At 56.8% G+C, this 18,226-nt stretch carries 18 protein-coding genes and 1 pseudogene; 6 read left to right on the top strand and 13 right to left on the bottom strand.

Annotation, left to right across the window (positions count from 1 at the left end; all coding sequences use genetic code 11):
• The first annotated feature begins 127 nt into the window (after positions 1 to 127).
• Together Q1Y74_RS09420 and Q1Y74_RS09425 are read left to right on the top strand one after the other, a co-directional pair.
• The gene (locus tag Q1Y74_RS09420) at positions 128 to 592 is read left to right on the top strand and encodes a radical SAM-associated putative lipoprotein (RefSeq protein ID WP_300814017.1); all 465 of its coding nucleotides are present in this window, start codon (positions 128 to 130) and stop codon (positions 590 to 592) included.
• Complete coding sequence (locus Q1Y74_RS09425) at positions 589 to 1,632, top strand: TIGR04133 family radical SAM/SPASM protein (RefSeq protein WP_300814018.1); 1,044 nt, start codon at positions 589 to 591, stop codon at positions 1,630 to 1,632. The genes Q1Y74_RS09420 and Q1Y74_RS09425 overlap by 4 nt, the downstream gene beginning before the upstream one ends.
• Positions 1,633 to 1,777: 145 nt before the next feature.
• On the opposite strand, the gene Q1Y74_RS09430 is transcribed toward Q1Y74_RS09425, so the two are convergent.
• From Q1Y74_RS09430 to xerD, 4 genes and pseudogenes are all read right to left on the bottom strand, one after another.
• A complete protein-coding gene (locus tag Q1Y74_RS09430; RefSeq protein WP_300814020.1) occupies positions 1,778 to 3,316 on the bottom strand; it encodes a YifB family Mg chelatase-like AAA ATPase in 1,539 nt (512 codons plus the stop codon).
• 55 nt (positions 3,317 to 3,371) lie between these two features.
• Positions 3,372 to 4,433 (bottom strand): TlpA disulfide reductase family protein, encoded by a 1,062-nt coding sequence (locus Q1Y74_RS09435; protein WP_300814021.1) that lies wholly within the window; start codon positions 4,431 to 4,433, stop codon positions 3,372 to 3,374.
• Between the two features lie 120 nt (positions 4,434 to 4,553).
• The gene (locus tag Q1Y74_RS09440; RefSeq protein WP_300814022.1) at positions 4,554 to 6,245 is read right to left on the bottom strand and encodes a tetratricopeptide repeat protein; all 1,692 of its coding nucleotides are present in this window, start codon (positions 6,243 to 6,245) and stop codon (positions 4,554 to 4,556) included.
• A gap of 274 nt (positions 6,246 to 6,519) precedes the next feature.
• Positions 6,520 to 7,458: pseudogene (xerD, locus tag Q1Y74_RS09445) on the bottom strand (site-specific tyrosine recombinase XerD); the annotation flags it as partial.
• Between the two features lie 70 nt (positions 7,459 to 7,528).
• On the opposite strand from xerD, the gene aroQ reads away from it, so the two are divergent.
• The 3 genes from aroQ (at position 7,529) to Q1Y74_RS09460 (ending at position 10,317) form a co-directional block, all read left to right on the top strand.
• Positions 7,529 to 7,945 carry a type II 3-dehydroquinate dehydratase gene (gene aroQ, locus Q1Y74_RS09450; RefSeq protein WP_300814023.1) on the top strand — a complete coding sequence of 139 codons (417 nt, stop codon included), beginning with the start codon at positions 7,529 to 7,531 and terminating at the stop codon, positions 7,943 to 7,945.
• A gap of 91 nt (positions 7,946 to 8,036) precedes the next feature.
• Entirely contained in the window at positions 8,037 to 9,494 is a 1,458-nt protein-coding gene (gene pyk / locus Q1Y74_RS09455) for a pyruvate kinase (protein WP_300814025.1), read from the top strand.
• Positions 9,495 to 9,681: 187 nt separating this feature from the next.
• Positions 9,682 to 10,317: an O-methyltransferase gene (locus Q1Y74_RS09460; RefSeq protein WP_300814037.1), complete on the top strand. Its 636-nt coding sequence runs from the start codon at positions 9,682 to 9,684 to the stop codon at positions 10,315 to 10,317.
• A 27-nt stretch (positions 10,318 to 10,344) separates the two neighbouring features.
• Here Q1Y74_RS09460 and Q1Y74_RS09465 read toward each other — a convergent pair whose 3' ends face one another.
• Positions 10,345 to 11,583 (bottom strand): FtsX-like permease family protein, encoded by a 1,239-nt coding sequence (locus Q1Y74_RS09465; protein WP_300814026.1) that lies wholly within the window; start codon positions 11,581 to 11,583, stop codon positions 10,345 to 10,347.
• An 8-nt stretch (positions 11,584 to 11,591) separates the two neighbouring features.
• The gene (gene rbfA / locus Q1Y74_RS09470; RefSeq protein ID WP_300814027.1) at positions 11,592 to 11,927 is read right to left on the bottom strand and encodes a 30S ribosome-binding factor RbfA; all 336 of its coding nucleotides are present in this window, start codon (positions 11,925 to 11,927) and stop codon (positions 11,592 to 11,594) included.
• Positions 11,928 to 12,145: 218 nt separating this feature from the next.
• On the opposite strand from rbfA, the gene Q1Y74_RS09475 reads away from it, so the two are divergent.
• Entirely contained in the window at positions 12,146 to 12,700 is a 555-nt protein-coding gene (locus tag Q1Y74_RS09475; protein ID WP_300814028.1) for a DUF4890 domain-containing protein, read from the top strand.
• A 446-nt stretch (positions 12,701 to 13,146) separates the two neighbouring features.
• Here the strand turns inward: Q1Y74_RS09475 and Q1Y74_RS09480 are convergent, their stop codons facing one another.
• The 7 genes from Q1Y74_RS09480 to Q1Y74_RS09510 form a co-directional block, all read right to left on the bottom strand.
• On the bottom strand, positions 13,147 to 13,521 hold the full coding sequence (locus Q1Y74_RS09480; protein ID WP_300814029.1) for a hypothetical protein: 375 nt from the start codon (positions 13,519 to 13,521) through the stop codon (positions 13,147 to 13,149).
• A gap of 22 nt (positions 13,522 to 13,543) precedes the next feature.
• Entirely contained in the window at positions 13,544 to 13,891 is a 348-nt protein-coding gene (locus tag Q1Y74_RS09485) for a hypothetical protein (RefSeq protein WP_300814031.1), read from the bottom strand.
• A 106-nt stretch (positions 13,892 to 13,997) separates the two neighbouring features.
• Complete coding sequence (locus Q1Y74_RS09490; RefSeq protein ID WP_300814032.1) at positions 13,998 to 14,525, bottom strand: hypothetical protein; 528 nt, start codon at positions 14,523 to 14,525, stop codon at positions 13,998 to 14,000.
• A 47-nt stretch (positions 14,526 to 14,572) separates the two neighbouring features.
• The gene (locus Q1Y74_RS09495) at positions 14,573 to 14,767 is read right to left on the bottom strand and encodes a hypothetical protein (RefSeq protein WP_300814033.1); all 195 of its coding nucleotides are present in this window, start codon (positions 14,765 to 14,767) and stop codon (positions 14,573 to 14,575) included.
• Positions 14,768 to 14,817: 50 nt separating this feature from the next.
• On the bottom strand, positions 14,818 to 15,159 hold the full coding sequence (locus tag Q1Y74_RS09500) for a hypothetical protein (protein WP_300814034.1): 342 nt from the start codon (positions 15,157 to 15,159) through the stop codon (positions 14,818 to 14,820).
• A 774-nt stretch (positions 15,160 to 15,933) separates the two neighbouring features.
• Positions 15,934 to 16,833 (bottom strand): hypothetical protein, encoded by a 900-nt coding sequence (locus Q1Y74_RS09505; RefSeq protein WP_300814035.1) that lies wholly within the window; start codon positions 16,831 to 16,833, stop codon positions 15,934 to 15,936.
• A gap of 18 nt (positions 16,834 to 16,851) precedes the next feature.
• Positions 16,852 to 18,226, bottom strand: a 1,375-nt coding sequence (locus Q1Y74_RS09510) for a YfhO family protein (RefSeq protein ID WP_300814036.1), incomplete at its 5' end; no start/stop codon positions are given.

The raw sequence follows: 18,226 nt of genomic DNA on the forward strand, positions 1-18,226 counted from the left end.
ATTGTTTGTAATACTTTGTAATTGAACACTATAAAGTTACAACAATTTTCGCTAATCACCAAATTTACAAATAGTTATAATTCATCGAACTCACGTTAAGATATATGTTTTACTAATACCGCTGTTTATGAAAAAGAAAACCGGACTGGACAATTGCTGGCTGAAACTGTGTAACGGCCTGCTTTCAGGAGTATTGGCTCTGTTGGGGTATACCTCGTGTGATTCGACAGGCGATTCTCCCGTGGAATACGGTTCTCCCCATGCCGATTACGAAATCAAGGGTAAGGTGACGGATAAGGAAACCCGTTCGGCCGTTGAGGGCGCCCGCGTTGTAGTAAAGCCTATGCAGTGGAACTCGGATGAAACTTATCCGCCACAACTGTACGATACCTTGTACACGGACAAAGACGGGGCTTACCTTTATCGGGACACATGGATGATTGACCGCTTTCGCGTGGTATGCGAAGACCCTTCGGGTGTGCATAAGGCCGATTCTACCCTGTTGAGCATGAATCCTGAAGGAGGCGAGGGGTGGTATAAAGGCAGCGACAGCCAGGAGGCCAATTTTGAACTGGAGAAACAGCAGCCATGAAGATGCCCGTAGAGCGGCTCTCCTTGCGTAAGCGGATGGCATTGGAAGTGTTTCGCAAGATGCGTGCCAACCAGAAGAAGTTACATCCGCTCAGGCAACTTTTCTGGGAGTGTACACAGCGTTGCAACATCCATTGCAAGCATTGTGGCAGCGATTGCAAGCGTACGGCAGACATCCCAGACATGCCGGGCGAAGACTTTTTACGTGTGGTTGACAGCCTGATGCCTCACGTAAATCCTCATGATGTGAACATTGTCATTACCGGTGGTGAACCGTTGGTGCGCGATGACTTGGAGCAGGTGGGGCTGGCACTCTACCGTCGCGGTTTTCCGTGGGGCATGGTGACTAACGGTCTATATCTGTCTGCCGAGCGTTTGCAAAGCCTGCTGGAAGCTGGCCTGCATGCCATCACCGTCAGTCTCGACGGTTTTGCCGATGACCACAACTGGCTGCGCGGCCATCCCGACAGCTACGACCGTGCCATGAATGCTATCCGCCTGCTGGCCCGGGAGCGGGAGGTGAACTGGGATGTGGTGACGTGCGTCAACCGCCGCAACTATCCGTATCTGGATAGGTTCAAAGAGTCGCTTTACGATGCAGGGGTGCGTCGCTGGAGATTGTTTACCATTTTCCCTGTGGGACGTGCGGCACGCTATCCTGAGTTTCAGTTGGGTCATAACGATTTTACGGGGCTGATGGAGTTTATCAAACGTACGCGACAGGAAGGCAAGATACATGCCGGTTACGGTTGCGAGGGTTTTCTGGGTACTTATGAGGGCGAGGTGCGCGACGGCTTTTACCAGTGCAGTGCGGGCATCAGTGTGGCGTCTGTTCTGGCGGATGGCTCTATTTCGGCCTGCCCCAGCATTCGTGCCGATTATCACCAGGGCAATATTTACCGGGACGATTTTATGGAAGTGTGGGAACATCGTTTTGCCTTCTTCCGCTATTGCGAGGGCAACGGCATGCACCTGCACGACGGCGACGGTCACCTCCTCTTCTGCCATCTGCAGCGACTGAAGGGGGCATGTAACCTCTGACCTCCAACTCTTTAAAAACATACGACCTTTTGATGCACAAGCAGCAATGTTTGGCATCAAAAGGTCGTATGTGTCTTGTGGGAAGATTGTATATTTCTTGCCGACAGGCTGTATGCTCTTTGATGGAAGGATATGGGGAACCGGTTTACCCCGCCCAGTCCTCGCGGTCGAGGTTGCGGTAGCCGATGGCTTCGGCCAGGTGGGCGGACCGGATGGTTTCGCTCTCGTCCAGGTCGGCGATGGTGCGGGCCACCTTGAGGATGCGGTCGTAGGCGCGGGCCGAGAGGTTGAGGCGGTTCATGGCGTTCTTCAGCAGGGCCAGTCCGTTGTCGTCGGGGCGGGCGTAGAGGGAGAGCAGGCGGCTGTTCATCTGGGCGTTGCAGTAGACGCCTTCGATGTCGGCGTAGCGCTGCTCCTGTATCCGGCGGGCACGGATGACGCGCTCGCGGATGGTGGCGCTGGACTCGGCGGGGCGGGCGTCGGCCATCTTCTCGAAGGGGACGGGCACCACTTCTATCTGGAGGTCGATGCGGTCCAGCAGGGGGCCGGAGATGCGGTTGAGGTACTTCTGCACCTGTCCGGGGCTGCATACGCAGGCCTTGGTGGGGTGGTTGTAGTAGCCGCAGGGGCAGGGGTTCATGCTGGCCACGAGGGTGAAGCTGGCGGGGTATTCGACGCTGTACTTGACGCGGGCGATGGTGATTTTGCGGTCTTCGAGGGGCTGGCGCAGGACTTCGAGGACGTTGCGGTTGAACTCGGGCAGTTCGTCGAGGAAGAGGACGCCGTTGTGGGCCAGGCTGATTTCGCCGGGCTGGGGGAAGCTGCCTCCGCCGGTCATGGCAATGGTGGAGATGGTGTGGTGGGGGTCGCGGAAGGGGCGGCGCGAGATGAGCCCGCCTTCGCGGCCCAGCTTGCCGGCCACGGAGTGTATCTTGGTGGTTTCGAGGCTTTCGCCCAGCGAGAGGGGCGGCAGGATGGAGGGCAGGCGCTTGGCCAGCATGGACTTTCCGCTGCCGGGGGCGCCGATGAGGAGGATGTTGTGTCCGCCTGCGGCGGCCACTTCGAGGGCGCGCTTCACGTTCTCCTGTCCCTTGACGTCGGCAAAGTCGAGGTCGGTCTCGCTCTGGTGGGCGAAGAACTCTTCGCGGGTGTTGACGACGGTGGGCGTCAGCTGCCGCTCGCCGCTGAAGAACTCGGCCACTTCCTTGAGGTTCTCGGCTCCGTAGACGGTGAGCTTGTTGACGACGGCTGCCTCGCGGGCGTTCTGCTGGGGGACTATCATGCCCTCGAAGCCCAGTTCGCGGGCTTTGATGGCGATGGGCAGTACGCCTTTGATGGGCTGGAGGCTGCCGTCGAGGCTCAGTTCGCCCATGAGGAGGTACTTGTCCAGCTTGTCGGAACGGAGGGTGTCCGAGGCGGCCAGCATGCCGATGGCCAGGGGGAGGTCGTAGGCGGAGCCTTCCTTGCGGATGTCGGCGGGGGCCATGTTGATGGTGGTGGTGCAGGTGGGCATGCGGTATCCGTTGACCTGCAGGGCGGAGCGTATGCGCTGCTGGCTTTCCTTGACCGCCGAGTCGGGCAGGCCCACAAGGTAGAACATGCACCCGCGGGAGCAGTTGACCTCGATGGTGATGAGGGTTGCGTCAATGCCTTGTACGGCGGCTCCGTAAACTTTGGTTAGCACAGATATCAGATTTAATTGGTTTGTAATCGGGTTTTGGCGCGTGGCGGAGAGAGGTTCAGCGTTTCTTCCGCTTCTTCTCCGCTTCTTTCTTTTTCTTGTCTTCCTGCTCTATTTCTTTCAGCTTTTTTTCGATGGCCGCTTCGTCCAGGTCTCTGGCTTCTATCCGTCCCGAGGGTGAGAGCAGAACATTGGCGGGCAGTGTGTTCAGGGCGAACTTGCGGGCAATTTCTGCATTCCAGCCTCCCTGGTCGCAGACTTGTTCCCATTTCAGGGTGTCTTGTTTGACGGCTTTCTTCCACACGGTGCTGTCCATGTCGAGCGATACGCCCAGCATGGCAAAGAGTTCGTTTTTCTGTTCCTTCTTGTAGAGGCGGCGGTAAACGGCGTTGTGCTGCCGGCTCAGTGAGTCCCACGAGGCCCAGAAGTGTATCAGCAGGTATTTGTTCTTGAAGTCGGTGCGGGTCAGTTGCTTGCCTTGGGTGTTGGGCAGGCGGAAGACGGGCGCGGGCTTGCCTGTCTTTGCTTTCTCTCCTTCTTCGATGCGTGCTGTCAGTTCGCTGATGTAAGGGCGGTCTTTCAGCTGTCCTGTCATGCTTTCTATCAGTCGGCTGATTTGTTGGATGTCAGGTTGCGGCTGTTCCACAAAGTATTTCTGCAGGAGGTAGATGCTGGTCAGCGACGAGGGGTGTGTGCTGATGAACCTTTCGGCCTGCTGCCGCCTTTCGCCGTCTGTTGCGGTGGCGGCCAATTCCTGTAGGCAGGCAGTGAGTTTCTGGTTGGAGGGGTTTCCGTTTATTTGCAGCGAGTCGAGCGCATCGGCGCTTCCCTGGATGTGAATCTGGTTGCGTTTGTCGATGAAAATCGGATGCTCTGCTCCGTTGCTGAATACAAGCCAGGCGGCCACGAGGGTGTCCGGTGAAAGAGTGGCCGAGAATTTGTCGGCCGTCACAACCAGGGTGTCCGTGCGGTCGTACATCCTGTCTGCTCCGCAGAGGTAGAGGGTGTCGTTGCCCAGTCCCTTGATTTCGCCGGTGAGGGTGGTCGTGTCCGTTTCCTTTCCGCCGCAGGCGGCCAGCAGGAGGGCGGGCAGGATGTATGCAAGGTATGCTCTTTTCATTGTGTATTGATTGCTTCGTGAGAACTGATGTGCGAAAGTAGTTGTTTTGCGGGATATAAAAAAAAGTAGCCCGACATATTTCCATGCCGGGCCACTTTTTTCTTGTTCAACTAACTGTTTTTATTTGATGATGTTCATGAAGTCAGTGTTCGTGAAGTACTTGGCAAACTCCAGGTCGGTAGCGGCTTTCTTGGCCAGCGACGGGTCTTTGGCAACGGCGTTCTTCATGCTGCTTGTCACCAGTGCGGCGTTGTTGGTTCTGGCACCCAGCACGGCCTTCAGGTATTCGGTGTAGGCGTCGGGAGTTTCGATGTTGTCCAGCGTAGTCTTGGCTTTGTTGTAGTCCTTGGACAGGATTTGTGCCAGAGCTGCACTGTTGGACTTGGTGTCGCCGAATGCGCTTGCAGCCTTGTCATACTGGCCTTGTGCGATGTAGAGGTTACCCAGAGCCTCGTTCAGTTCTTCGGCGCCGGAAGCCTTGCCCAGATAGGATTCGGCTGCTGCCTTGTCACCCTTGGTCAGTGCGATGAGGCCGAGGTTCATGTTCACTTCGGGAGCGTCCTTGATGGAAGCGGCCTTCTTGAAGTAGCTTTCAGCCTTTTCGTAGTTGCCGGCCTGGTAAGCCAGCTTGCCCAGGTTGTTGAATGCGCGGTAATCGTTGGGATAAGCCTGGGTAGCCTTGGTGTAGATGGCTTCCTGCTTGGCGGCGTCCTTGGTCAGCGTGGCGGCGTAGAGCAGCTCTTCGAGGCTCAGCTGGCTGGCATCGGTGTCGGCCAGGTTGGCGATTTCTTCGTCGGACTTACCGATAACTTCGTAGTTCAATGTCAGGCGAGAGCGGCGCAGCTGCGGCAGAATTTCGTCGGCCAGTGTCTTGTAAACGGAAGAGATGTTCTTGATTTCCTGTTCTCTCTGTTCGGGATCCTGATACATGGACAGTACGCGCAGGATGAGTTCCTTGTCCTGGATGTTGGACTTGGAAACCAGTTCCTGGAAGCCTTCCCAGTCTTGAGCGGTGTATTTGGTGTCTACCGTAGCGTCAATCTTGGCCTTCTTCAGGTCGCGGCTGATGACCTTGGCTGTGTTGTCCTGACGGTTTTCGGCCAGACCCTTGTTCAGTTCGTAGCCGCCATCGGGCGATGCGTAAGCTGAAATCTCGATGTTGCTGATTTTCTTGTTGGCAGCTTCGTTCACGTCTTTCACTTCCTGACCGAATTCCTTGGCGGTCTTCAGTTCGCTGGCGCGTACGTTGGCCTGCTGGATGAGGAACATGATTTGCGCGTCGTGCTTCTCCTTGATGACACGCTGGAAGGCGTCTGCGCCCTTGGCGGGAGTGGCGCTGCTCAGGGTCTGCTCAACCATTTCGGAAGTGGAGATGACACCGTCGGCCACCTTGACGGCGGGAATTTCAACGGTTTTCTTGCCTATCGTGGCCTTGAATTCCAGATAGAGTTCGGACTTGGCCATTTCGGGTACATAGTCGAAAGAAGTCTTCATGGTGTAGTTGCCACCCATTTTGTAGGAGATGGTCTGCTCATTGCCTTCAACCTTCTCGCCTTGGAAAACGGCAGACTGGCCTTTGGCTTCACCGCCTTCCCATTTCAGTACGGGTGTCACTTCTACGATAGCCTTCTTGTTGAAGTACTTTTCGGGGAACTTGCCGTTGATGGTGGCGGGCACTTTACCGCCTACGGCTTCCAGAACTTGGGGTGTTACTGTGAAGTAGTCGGAAGACAATTCACCCATTTTGCTGCTGCACGATGTCAGGACAGCGACCAATGCCACTAAAAGAGGCAAATACAGTTTTTTCATCATTTTAGGTATAAATTAATAGTTTGTAATTGAAAATTGTCTATTCTTCCGTTTGTGCCCATTGCGCGTGTGTGCACAAATGCAAAGGTATTAATTTTCATGGCTATTTGTTAATGAATGGCTCAGATTTATTATAATTTAATGAAATTGGAGGACTCCATTTTTTATTTGTGGACTCTTATTGTACTTTGGGACTCTCTTTTTTGTGGGATGTGGCTTCTGAGGGCATTTCCTGTGGGCTGTCTGGTCGTGTTGCTCCCGCCTGTTGCTGTTGATGTTTTTCCTGCCTGTATTTGATGTTGCGCGGGTGGTGCTCGATGATTTCGCTTCGCAGCATGTTGCGGTCAATGTGGGTATAGATTTCGGTGGTGGCTATGGATTCGTGTCCCAGCATGCACTGGATGGCACGCAGGTTGGCCCCGCCTTCCAGCAGGTGGGTGGCGAAGGAGTGGCGGAAGGTGTGGGGGCTGATGTTCTTGGTGATGCCTGCCTTGTCCGCGAGTTCCTTGATGAGGTGGAACACCATGATGCGCGAGATGGCCTTGCCCCAGCGGGCCAGGAACACGAAGTCTTCGCACCCCGGCTTGATGCGCCAGTGGCGGCGGTCCATCAGCCAGTATTCTATCTCCTTGACGGCACGTTGCGAGATGGGCACCAGGCGCTGCTTGCTGCCCTTGCCCTCCACCTTGATGAATCCCTCCTGGAAGTAGAGTTCGGACAGTTTCAGGTTGCACAGCTCGGAGACGCGCAGCCCGCAGCTGTAGAGCGTCTCCAGAATGGCGCGGTTGCGCTGCCCCTCGTTCTTCTCCATGTCCACGGCGGCAATGATGGCGTCAATCTCCTGCACGGTGAGCACTTCGGGCAGGCGGAAGCCTATCTTCGGCCCTTCCAGCAGTTCGCTGGGGTCGGCCTCCTGGTAGTCGGCCAGCACGAGGAAGTGGAAGAACGACTTGATGCCCGACAGGATGCGGGCCTGCGAGCGGGGATGGATGCCGATGTCGTGCAGTCCGGCGGCAAAGCGCTGCAGGTCGTCCGGCTTCACGTCGGCAATGGCGATGCCTTCGCCCTCCAGGAAGCGGAGCAGCTTCTCCAGGTCGGTCAGATAGGCCTCGCAGGTGTTGGGCGAGAACGATTTCTCCAGCTTCAGATACTGCTGGTATTTCCTGACTATCAGTGCCTGCTTCTCCTTATTCGTTGATTTTGCTTCTGTTTTCATTTCTTTTTTCCTACCTTTGCGGCCTGAAAAGGACACTTTGAGTGGTGACAAAGGTATAAAAAATTGTGTTATGAGGATACAAATCATTAATGGCCCCAACATAAATCTTTTGGGCAAACGTGAACCTTCCATTTACGGCAGCGTTACTTTTGAAGACTATCTGGCGGAGCTGCGCGCAAAGTATGCCGACGTGCAGATTGACTATTTCCAGTCGAACATTGAGGGAGAACTGATAGACAGAATCCAGCAGACGGGTTTCGAGGCGGACGGCATCATCCTGAACGCGGGTGCCTACACCCACACCTCCATCGCCCTTCAGGACGCCATCCGTGCGGTGACGGCCCCTGTGATAGAGGTACACATCTCCAACGTCCATGCCCGCGAGGCGTTCCGCCATACATCCATGATTTCCTGTGCCTGCAAGGGCGTCATCCTGGGCTTCGGCCTCGACTCCTACCGCCTGGCACTGGAGGCTTTGAGGAAGTGAGGAACCGCTTCCCCGATATTGTACAATTCCGGGCCTTTTCCGCGACGGGCGGGAGGAGGCCGCATGTAATCATAAAATAGGTAATAAGAATATGTTATTGAAACAGACTAAAATCGTCGCTACCATCTCAGACAAGCGCTGCGATGTGGACTTTATCAAAGGATTGTTTGAAGCGGGCATGAACGTGGTCCGCATGAACACGGCCCACCTGAGCCGCGAGAGTGCCGGACACCTCATCAACAATGTGCGTGCCGTCTCCAACCGCATCGCCATCCTGATGGACACCAAAGGCCCCGAGGTGCGCACCACGGTGCTGCCCGAACCCCTGCACTTCCAGGCGGGCGACCGCGTGAAGGTGGCCGGACGGCCCGAGCAGGAGAGCAGCCGCGAGTGCATCTGCGTCTCCTATCCCGACTTCGTGCGCGACCTGAACGTGGGCGGACAGATACTCATCGACGACGGCGAGCTGGAGCTGCTCGTGGTGGAGAAGGACGACGAATACCTCACCTGCGAGGTGCAGAACGATGCCGACCTGGGCAGCCGCAAGAGCGTCAACGTCCCCGGCGTGCGCATCAACCTGCCTTCGCTCACCGAGAAGGACCGCAACAACATCCTCTTTGCCATCGAGGAGGACATTGACTTCATTGCCCACTCCTTTGTCCGCAACAAGCAGGACATCCTGGACATCAAGGCCATCCTCGACGCGCACAACAGCGACATCCGCATCATTGCCAAGATAGAGAACCAGGAAGGCGTGGACAACATCGACGAGATACTGGAAGTGGCGGACGGCGTGATGGTGGCCCGCGGCGACCTCGGCATCGAGATTCCGCAGGAGCGCATCCCCGGCATCCAGCGCGTGCTCATCCGCAAGTGCATCCTGGCCAAGAAGCCCGTCATCGTAGCCACGCAGATGCTGCACACCATGATTAACAACCCGCGCCCCACCCGTGCCGAGGTGACAGACATCGCCAACGCCATCTACTACCGCACGGACGCCCTGATGCTGAGCGGAGAGACCGCCTACGGCAAGTACCCGCTGGAAGCCGTGAAGACCATGACCAAGGTGGCCGCACAGGCCGAGAAGGACAAGATGGCCGACAACGACATCCGCATCCCCCTGGACGAGAACAGCAACGACGTCACCGCCTTCCTGGCCAAGCAGGCCGTGAAGGCTACCACCAAACTGAAAATAAGAGCCATCATCACGGACAGCTACAGCGGACGCACCGCCCGCAACCTGGCCGCCTTCCGCGGCCGCTACCCGGTGCTGGCCATCTGCTACAAGGAAAAGACCATGCGCCACCTCGCCCTCTCCTACGGCGTGGAGGCCATCTACATGCCCGAGCTGGCCAACGGACAGGAGTACTACTTCGCCGCCCTGCGCCGCCTGCTGCAGGAAGGCAGGCTGCACCCCACCGACATGGTGGGCTACCTGAGCAGCGGCAAGGCCGGCACGCAGACCTCGTTCCTCGAAATCAACGTGGTGGAAGACGCCCTGAAGCATGCCGGCGAAAGCGTGCTGCCCAACAGCAACCGATACTTATAATGCGACGAAGGCGTGTCGAAACTGAAAGTGGCTGACATCCTGTTGCTTTTTAGGCACGGATTACGCGGATGACACGGAGAAGATTCTGCGCTTTTCCGTGTAATCCGTGCCTAAAGGAAAGCAGCCCCTTAATTTGACATACCTCGATTCCTTATTTTTTCCCCCACCATCCATCATCAATTCCCCCGTGGACCTGAACGACTACATCCTGCAACACATTGACGACGAAGGCGACTACCTGCGCGCCCTCTACCGCGACACGCATCTCAAGCTGCTCTATCCCCGCATGGCCTCGGGCCACCTGCAAGGCCGCATGCTGAAGATGTTCGTGCGCATGATACGTCCCCGGCAGGTGCTGGAGATAGGCACCTACAGCGGCTACTCCGCCCTCTGCATGGCCGAGGGACTGCCCGAAGGAAGCCTGCTCCACACGTTTGAAATCAACGACGAGCAGGAGGACTTCACCCGCCCCTGGCTGGAAGGCTCGCCCTATGCGGACCGCATCAGGTTCTACATCGGCGACGCCCTGCAACTCGTTCCCCGCCTGGACATCGTCTTCGACCTGGCCTTTGTGGACGGCGACAAGCGCAAGTATCTGGACTATTACGAGATGATTCTGCCCCGCCTCTCGCCCGGAGGCTACATCATTGCCGACAACACCCTGTGGGACGGCCACGTGCTGGAGGAGCATCCCCACGCCTCCGACTTGCAGACCATCCGCATCAAGGAGTTCAACGACCGTGTGGCCGCAGACAGCCGCGTGGAGAAGGTCATCCTGCCCCTGCGCGACGGGCTGACCATTATCCGGAAGAAAGAAGGATGAGGTTGCCGGTAGTGTGGCACCCGCCGTTCACGGCTGCCGTTTCAGCAGCCGGCGGCTGAGGTATCTGACGGGGTACCAGACGGAGAGGAAGCCCACGGCGATGACCGTGACGAAGACGAGGACGACGTCCGTGGCGTGTACGCTGACGGGGTAGGCGTCCACAATGAAGCTGCCGTTGCCGCCGCCCAGCGAGATGAGGCCGAAGCGCTGTTGCAGGAAGCACAGCAGCAGGCCCAGCACGATGCCGGACGCGGCGCCGAAGAAGGAAATCATCCACCCCTCGAAGAGGAAGATGCGGGCTGTCAGGCGGTCGTCGGCTCCCAGGTTGCGCAGTGTCTCCACGTCCTCGCGCTTGTCCAGGATGAGCATGGACAGCGACCCGATGATGTTGAAGCAGGCGATGGCCAGGATGAAGGTGAGGAAGAGGTAGGAGATGAGCTTCTCGATTTCCATGATGCGGAACACGTCGGCCTGCTGTTCGTAGCGGTCCTGCACGTTGTAGCGCCCGCCAATCTGTTCCTCCATTCTCCGCTTTACGGACTCGGTGTCCGTGCCGGGTTTCAGCTTGATTTCGATGGCGGACACTTCCGTGTCGTAGTCGAACAGCCGGCGGGCAAAGCCGAGCGAGGTGAGGATGTAGCGTGCGTCGTACTTCTGCTGGTTGACGGCAAACACCGCTCCGGGCGAGTGAAGGTAATCGCGGTTGAAGGCGGCCGAGGGGTTGGCCAGGTTGACGCGCGCGTGACGCTTGGGGGCGTAGACCTGCAGCGGGTCAACGAACTGGATGCCCGTGCCCAGCTCGGACACCAGCTCGATGCCCATCAGGCCGTAGTCCACCACCGAGTCGTCCAGCACGAAACCGCCCGCTCCGTAGAGCAGGCTGTCTATGGAGGTCAGCTGTTCGAAGTTGTCCTCCACGCCTTTGATGACGGCCATGGTCTGCCGGTCCTTGTACTGCACCATGGCGTTCTCCTCCAGCGTTTCGGTCCAGACCTCGATTTCGGGCCAGTCCTTCAGCGGGCGGATGTCGGGCCCGTCGGGGTCGAACACCTTGCCCTCGCGGACGGTGATTTTCAGTTCGGGGTCGAAGGCGGTGAAGAATCCCGCCACCATGTCCTGGAATCCGTTGAAGACGGACAACGTGCACACCAGTGCCAGCGTAGCCAGGGCCACGCCGCATACGGAGATGGCCGAAATGATGTTGATGGCGTTGTGCTTCTTTTTCGAGAACAGGTAGCGTCGGGCAATGTAGAGCGGCAGGTTCATGCGGACGCTTATTGTTTCAGCAGTTCGTCAATGCGTTCCAGGTAGTCCAGCGAGTCGTCCACGAAGAACTTCAGTTCGGGGATGATGCGCAGCTGGTGGCGTACGCGCGTGCCCAGCTCGTAGCGGATGGACTTCATGTTGTCGTTGATGTTCCTGATGATTTCGGGCGCCTTCTCCGAGGGGAAGATGCTGAGGTAGGCGCGCGCCACGCTCATGTCGGGGCTGATGCGCACGGCGCTGACCGAAATCAGGACGCCGCTCATGGCCTTGGTCTGCAGCAGGAAGATGTCTCCCAGTTCCTTTTGCAGCAGGCGGGCTATTTTGTTCTGGCGGGTTGTTTCCATACGATGGGTTGTTAGTGGTTATTACTCTTCGTCGCATCTGAATGCGGGAAGCAAAGTTACGGATAAATTCTGAAGATTGAAACAGGCGCCGCCCTTTAATGGAGGGTGCCGGACGTTTTTCCCCGGTTTGGTCGATAAAAACTCCTGTTTGGTAGATTTCATTTTCTTCCGTCCGTTTTCCCGCTTACCTTTGCTCACGGATTTAAAACCGATAGGCAATGAAAAAGTTTGGTACACTCTGGTTATTGGCCGTCTGTCTGACGTGCGGAGCCGTACAGATGCAGGCTCAGGAGCAGCGGCCCGACGCTGAACAGAAACAGCTTCCGCGTGAAGTCCCTTCGCCCGAGAAGGCTGCGCGGCGGATGACTGACCGTATGAAAGAAGAATTGCAGCTCACAGACAAGCAGTATGACAAAATCTATAAGCTGAATCTGAAAGGACAGAAGAAGCTGTTCGAGGCCCGCGAAGAGCAAGGCATGCACCGTCCGCCTATGGGCGGTCATCCTGCCGGAGCTCCCGACCGTCCTTGGGGCGGTGACAGGGGCATGGGGCCGGCTATGGGCAGCGGACGTCCTCCGATGGGCGGTCCCGGCAGACCCGGCGCTCCGGGCATGACCCGCGACACGGCCGAGGACCTGCGCAAGGCTGCCCAGTCCAGGGAGAAGAAGATAAAGAAAATCCTGACCGACGAGCAATATGCCAAGTGGCAGGAGATGGACAAGCCCCAGCGGCCCGCGCCCAAGCAGGACGGGCCGAAGGACCGGCCGGAATGACAGGCTGCCGCGCTGCCGCCTCCGGCTCACTTCCGGGGAACCGTGGAGCCGCAAGCCTCCCCCCTTCAAGTAGTAGAGACTCTCTCTAAATAGCGTTTTTTCATGTATTATTGACTTTTCAGCCGTTTCTGCCTGTGAAGGTAGAAACGGCTTTCTTTCGTTGTACGGTAGGAAGGCTTTCTCCGCGGGCTGAATCCTTGTCCGGCAACCGTTTTTTACCTTGTCCCGGAGAGCCGTGCGGCAGGGCAATGGAGCCGCTTCCTGCTTTCCTTCCCGGACCTGCTCCGTGGCAAAGTCCGGACGGCCCTCCTGTGCGGCGGACCGCGTAAACGGCTCCTTCTGGTGTTACACTCTTCCCGGGGTGGAAATGTATTCTACGGCAATCCGTCCGTTTGCATATCTTCCAGCCTTTTTCATGGTTGGATTCTATTTTATGCCTTCTGCCGTTAATTGTCGTCATCAAAAAGCAGGAATAAGCTGGCTCCCATGATGTAAATGTTGACAAGGTTGTATAGGATGCTCATGATGAGTGCCACGCTGTCCCATATACTCTCCCAATGATTGGCCAGATATGCGATGAATCCGGTTATGGCCAACACCGTAAGAATAGTTTCTGTTTTCTCCTCCGACTTGATGGCACACAGGAAGGAAAACAGCGCTGCAACGCCTGAATAGGTATATACTTTATAATCGGAGAGCTCGGTCAGTGTACAGGACGGCAGGTCAATCCATGTGCACACGATGTTCCAGACTATCAGTCCCACTACGAAATAGACAATGGCGGCTGCAACCAGGCAACCGATAAGCTTCAGTGTATTCATTGCGCAGACAGATTAGGTGACGTCAATAGTTGATTCGTTTATAGACAAGCATAATCGTCTGCCCTCTGTAAACGGCTCCGATGGTAATTCTTCGCAATGCGCCGTTTTGCTTGTGGGCTACGATGATGACTCCGCTTTCACCGAATCCTTTGAATTCGTAGCCGTCTTTCGAGGTCAGGACGACGGTTTCGTTCCTGTAGGTTACGGTTGCCTTGCAGGCATTGACGAGGTTGGCGGTGATGTTGGGGGCACTGACGGTGGTGACCTTTTCATTGTCAATTACCGCATAGTCGAATTCGTAATTGTCGGCGTACATCGTGACGGCCGACACTATGACGGCCAATAGGAATAATATTGCTTTTCGTTTCATTTTAATCTGTTTTTTAATGGGTTGGGTTATAGCTTTTGCGCGGAGCGGCGGTTGCGAGGTGCATGGAAACGGACTTCCGCCTCTTTCGTGCCTCCGGGCGGGTTGTTTAGAAGTTCGAGAAGTCCACACTTCCCTCCATGTAGCCTGTGTATTCTATCACGTCGAGGGCTTCCGTAATCATTCTGAGCTTGGACACAACTCCCTGCGGCTTGTATATTTTGAGGAACTGCACTTTGCATGTGCCTTCCTGCTCGTCGTAGCTGTTGGTGTAGGCCCAGTTGAAGTAGAAGATGTCTGTCTCGTATTCGGTATCGGTCTCTTCCTGCTTTGCACTTTCAAATCCCCATATCCTGCCCCAGCTCTGGTCATCGCTGTTGTCGCAGACGTTGGCCATGTAGAGCTCGTCGTCCACGGCATAGAATACGGTGAAGATTTTGTTTTGGCTGGCCCATTCCGTAATGTCCTGTTTGTTCTCGGTGGCATGGGTGACATAAAATTTGGCAAGTACTTCCTGCTCTTGCGCTGCCGACGGCAACGCATGGAGGAGCAGAAGGAAGAATACCGGCAGGAGCCCTTTGAGCGGGCGGCATGTCCTGCCTCGTGTTTTGAAGGATGATGTCCTGAATGAGTTCATGGTTCGTTGTTTTTGTGATGGTTATGTACTGAATGTTTCCGAAGGGCTCAGCCGAACAGAAGGCTGAACAGCCATAGGACAAAGAGGAGGCTCAATACCAATATGGCTATGCGCATGATGCAGCCTGCGGCCAGGCAGCCTCCTGCCATGGCGCCGTCTACGGCGTCCTCCGTCTTGCCCGAATTGCTGAAGCCGATGATTGCACCGACGATAACGGCAATGATGATAATCCAAATCCACATGTCGTAAGTCTTTTAGCGTTGTATTAAAAGGAGATGGTGACGGGACGCCGTCATCGTTTTCTGTATACCTTGCTTCCGAAACCGCTCTTCTCAATGAGCAGCCCGTTGCTCAGCTCCAGGTTGAAACTCTCGTCGCCGGTTGTAATCCGGATGGTGGTTCCGTCGGTCTGCTCCCACCGGAAGCGGAGCTGTTGGGTGTTGCTGAACCCTTCTACGGTGAACACGCCGCTTCCGTCCTTGTCAAACCTCCACGAAGACAGTCCGTAGTCGTCGTTCGGGTCGGTCCTGTACTCGTTCCATGTTCCGGCAATGCCGTTCGTGTTCTGTCTGCTGCCTCCGCAGGCGCAGGCAAGCAAAGCGGTAAAAACATAAATGAAAATCAACTTTTTCATCGGGGATGAATGTTTGTGCTTTCCAGTTCCCGGATAAAAGCGGATAAAAAAACAAGGTGTGGGAACTTATTGTTTTTATCCCATTCTCAGGCTCTCGCATTGCCTTTGGTACGGATAAAACAATAGCCCACACCAGTCCGATAGTATCTGTGTACCTTGAATAACAATCCAAGGCAGATATGTATCAAACGGTGCGGTGCTATTGCCATCATCTTCGTACCTTGTCAAATTTGCGAGATTTGAGAATGGAAGATAATCTCAATAACACCTTTCGTTACTAATATGTCCTTTCAGTGTCTTGACGCAACAAGCTCTCTGAAATTGTTGCAAAGGTAGCGAAAGGTTTTGAATATCTGATGCCATAAGTTAAACATTCTGTTTTTTTGTGTTCTGAAACATGCTTGCGCCGGGGCTTTTCCGCAAGGTTCCGCGGGGCTGGCGGGCGGGGTGTCTGCCTCCTGTCCGGACGATGCTTGCACGGTCCTTGCACCATGCTTGCACGGTCTGCGCAGGATGCTTGCATGGTGCAAGGACCGTGCAAGCATGGCCTGTGGGCTGGTTTTCAGGCACTCCGGTGGCCTCTGCGGTTTGCCGGCCGGTGTCTTGTGTCCGGTGCGGAAGGCGGGCGCGGCGGTTCCCGGGCCGCTTTCCGCGGTCGGACGGTGCAAAGTTAGGAAGCCTGAACGGGGTGTTCAAGAAGAAAATGGTAAGTTATCGGGGGGTGCGGAAAATTTACTGTTTCTCTGCGGTGGGACTGCGCAGGGGAGGGCGGGGTCAGAACCGGATGGTGCTGCCTTCTTTGATTTCGACGCCCGGCGGAGTGTCTGTCCAGTCTATTTTCCCCTTGCTCCACAGCCTGTACGGGATGAGGTGCATGGGTATCAGCCTCTCCTCGCCGCCGAGGTCGAAGCGTCCGATGTCGGTGACGGGGTGGTCTGTCTTTTCGTGCAGTTTCATCAGCTGCCAGTAGCGTTTGTTGGTCGGCTCTTCCTTGGCCAGCCCGAACAGCTTCAGCAGGTACATGACGAGTTCCACTTCTTTGGTGGAGATTTGGGCGTCCTTCTTCCTCTTCACGGGGAAGTAGCGGTGCAGGAACAGGGTGAGGTCGTGAACGAAGTAGCTTTGCAGCACAGAGTTGTTGGCAAATTCGTCCCACGTCGTGACGCGCTCCACCTCGTAGTCGCCGGCGTCGCTCTCCTTCTGGGCCTCCAGCGTTTCCAGCACCATTTGGAGCAGCTTCCCGGAGTTGCTTTCCACCGTCGAGCCGTCCCGGTTGGTGAAGGTGATTTTGGTTACGTGGTCCAGCGCGTCCACTGTCTCGCGGATGGTGGGCTTCAGCAGGATGACGTAGCGCGACCTTCCCCTTTCCACCAGGAAGAGGGCGAGGATGAACAGGTTGAACATGCACACCTGCTTCCCTTCGGCCTCCAGCTCTTCCTGCAGGCGGGACAGCCGGGCGTCGTCGAGGATGGGGCGGACAAGGTCCAGGAAGCCCTCCCGGTGGCTGTGCATGAACTCGGCCGCCGTGATGCCCTGGTAGAGCCTCCGTGACTTGTCGTCAATCAGGAATTCCTCGTAGGGGTGTATGTGCGCCTCGTAGAACCGCAGGTATTCAAATGCCTGCAGTTCCGGCACGCCGTTTTCTTCCCGGATGTATTGGCCGTAGGTCTTCATGTCGCCGCCTGTCGGGGGTTATGCCTTTTCAGGCTGCGTGCTGTCTTTTTTCTTCCGCTCCAGCCAGACTGCCGCCACGGCTCCGACGAGGAGCAGGGCCAGCGCCGCGTAGGCGATGGCTTCGGTGACGTGCAGGCTCTGCGGGTCGAAGCGCATCTCGACAGTGTGCTTCCCGGCGGGGATGTAGAGGGTGCGCAGCACGTAGTCGGCACGGGCCAGGTCGGCGGGCTGCCCGTCTATGGTGACGTACCAGCCGTCGGGGTAGTAGATTTCGGAGAATACGGCCACGCCGTCCTGCGGGTTGTCCGTCTCGTAGACAAGGCGGTTGGGGCGGTATTCCGTCAGGCGGATGGAGGCCGTGCTGTCTGTTTGCAGGGTGGTGGCGTCCTTCAGCGCTTCCCTGAAGCGGGCGTCCACCACGGCGGTCTCGCGGGGTTGCACCTCGTTCAGGGCTTCAATCTCCTGGTTGGCGTTCTCCACATACTGCACGCGGTCCACAAACCAGGCGTTTCCGCCGGCATAGGGGTTCAGGATGGGCGCGGTTTCTCCCTGTTTCCCGATGGGGAAGATGAAGTATTTGGTGTTCAGCATGTTCAGCACGCGGAACTTCGAGGCGTCCACGCTGTCCATGTCGCCGCCCGTGCGGGCCACTTCGCGGTAGAGGGCCTGCATCTCGGGGACGATGTGGTGGTCTATCAGTTCCTGGTAGCGGCGCAGCTTGGCGGCGTGATATCCGCCCACGCTCTTGTGCCAGTAGGAGGTGTTGTTCTCGTTGAAGGTGTTCGAGGCCAGGTTCAGCACGCGGTAGTCGGCGTCCTTGTCCTGCAGAATCAGTTCGTCGGCCGGCGTCTTGCTGAAGGTGTCGGTACGGATGCCTGCGCTCACAAACTGTTCGTCGTTCAGGTAGCGCTTGTTCACGCCCCACATGTCCACCAGGCAGAGCACGCCGATGCCGGCCACGGTGAGCGGCTGCCGCAGCTTGCCCGTGGTGTAGAGCATGAGCAGCAGCAGGCCGATGACGATGATGAGGAAGCTGCGCAGGGCGTCGGCCTGTACCAGGGCGGCGCGCATCTCGCCCAGATTGGCCAGGATGCCGCTCAGCTCGCCGGCGGGTATCATGCCTCCGTCTACGGCCTGTTGCAGCATCTGCGCCTCCTGGGCAGGCACGTAGGAACCGCCCGACGAGGGAACGGCATACCACAGGGCCACACCGGCCGTCAGCAGCAGGCTGATGCCCAGGGCCTTCAGGTTGGCGCGCAGCACGGTGGGCTCGTCCAGTATCTTCTTCAGGGCAAAGACGGCCAGCAGGGGGATGGTGAACTCGGCGATGACGAGGATGGACGACACGGCGCGGAACTTGTTGTACATCGGCACGTAGTCGATGAAGAAGTCG

Origin of the sequence: uncultured Bacteroides sp., from assembly GCF_949298305.1 — a bacterium.
Taxonomy (GTDB): domain Bacteria; phylum Bacteroidota; class Bacteroidia; order Bacteroidales; family Bacteroidaceae; genus Bacteroides.

Bases quoted from the DNA above. Each gene is read 5' to 3' on its own strand.
- Q1Y74_RS09420 (WP_300814017.1), top strand. From the start codon at position 128: ATGAAAAAGAAAACCGGACTGGACAATTGCTGGCTGAAACTGTGTAAC.
- Q1Y74_RS09425 (WP_300814018.1), top strand. From the start codon at position 589: ATGAAGATGCCCGTAGAGCGGCTCTCCTTGCGTAAGCGGATGGCATTG.
- Q1Y74_RS09435 (WP_300814021.1), bottom strand. From the start codon at position 4,433: ATGAAAAGAGCATACCTTGCATACATCCTGCCCGCCCTCCTGCTGGCC.
- Q1Y74_RS09440 (WP_300814022.1), bottom strand. From the start codon at position 6,245: ATGATGAAAAAACTGTATTTGCCTCTTTTAGTGGCATTGGTCGCTGTC.
- aroQ (WP_300814023.1), top strand. From the start codon at position 7,529: ATGAGGATACAAATCATTAATGGCCCCAACATAAATCTTTTGGGCAAA.
- pyk (WP_300814025.1), top strand. From the start codon at position 8,037: ATGTTATTGAAACAGACTAAAATCGTCGCTACCATCTCAGACAAGCGC.
- Q1Y74_RS09465 (WP_300814026.1), bottom strand. From the start codon at position 11,583: ATGAACCTGCCGCTCTACATTGCCCGACGCTACCTGTTCTCGAAAAAG.
- rbfA (WP_300814027.1), bottom strand. From the start codon at position 11,927: ATGGAAACAACCCGCCAGAACAAAATAGCCCGCCTGCTGCAAAAGGAA.
- Q1Y74_RS09475 (WP_300814028.1), top strand. From the start codon at position 12,146: ATGAAAAAGTTTGGTACACTCTGGTTATTGGCCGTCTGTCTGACGTGC.
- Q1Y74_RS09480 (WP_300814029.1), bottom strand. From the start codon at position 13,521: ATGAATACACTGAAGCTTATCGGTTGCCTGGTTGCAGCCGCCATTGTC.
- Q1Y74_RS09485 (WP_300814031.1), bottom strand. From the start codon at position 13,891: ATGAAACGAAAAGCAATATTATTCCTATTGGCCGTCATAGTGTCGGCC.
- Q1Y74_RS09490 (WP_300814032.1), bottom strand. From the start codon at position 14,525: ATGAACTCATTCAGGACATCATCCTTCAAAACACGAGGCAGGACATGC.
- Q1Y74_RS09495 (WP_300814033.1), bottom strand. From the start codon at position 14,767: ATGTGGATTTGGATTATCATCATTGCCGTTATCGTCGGTGCAATCATC.
- Q1Y74_RS09500 (WP_300814034.1), bottom strand. From the start codon at position 15,159: ATGAAAAAGTTGATTTTCATTTATGTTTTTACCGCTTTGCTTGCCTGC.
- Q1Y74_RS09505 (WP_300814035.1), bottom strand. From the start codon at position 16,833: ATGAAGACCTACGGCCAATACATCCGGGAAGAAAACGGCGTGCCGGAA.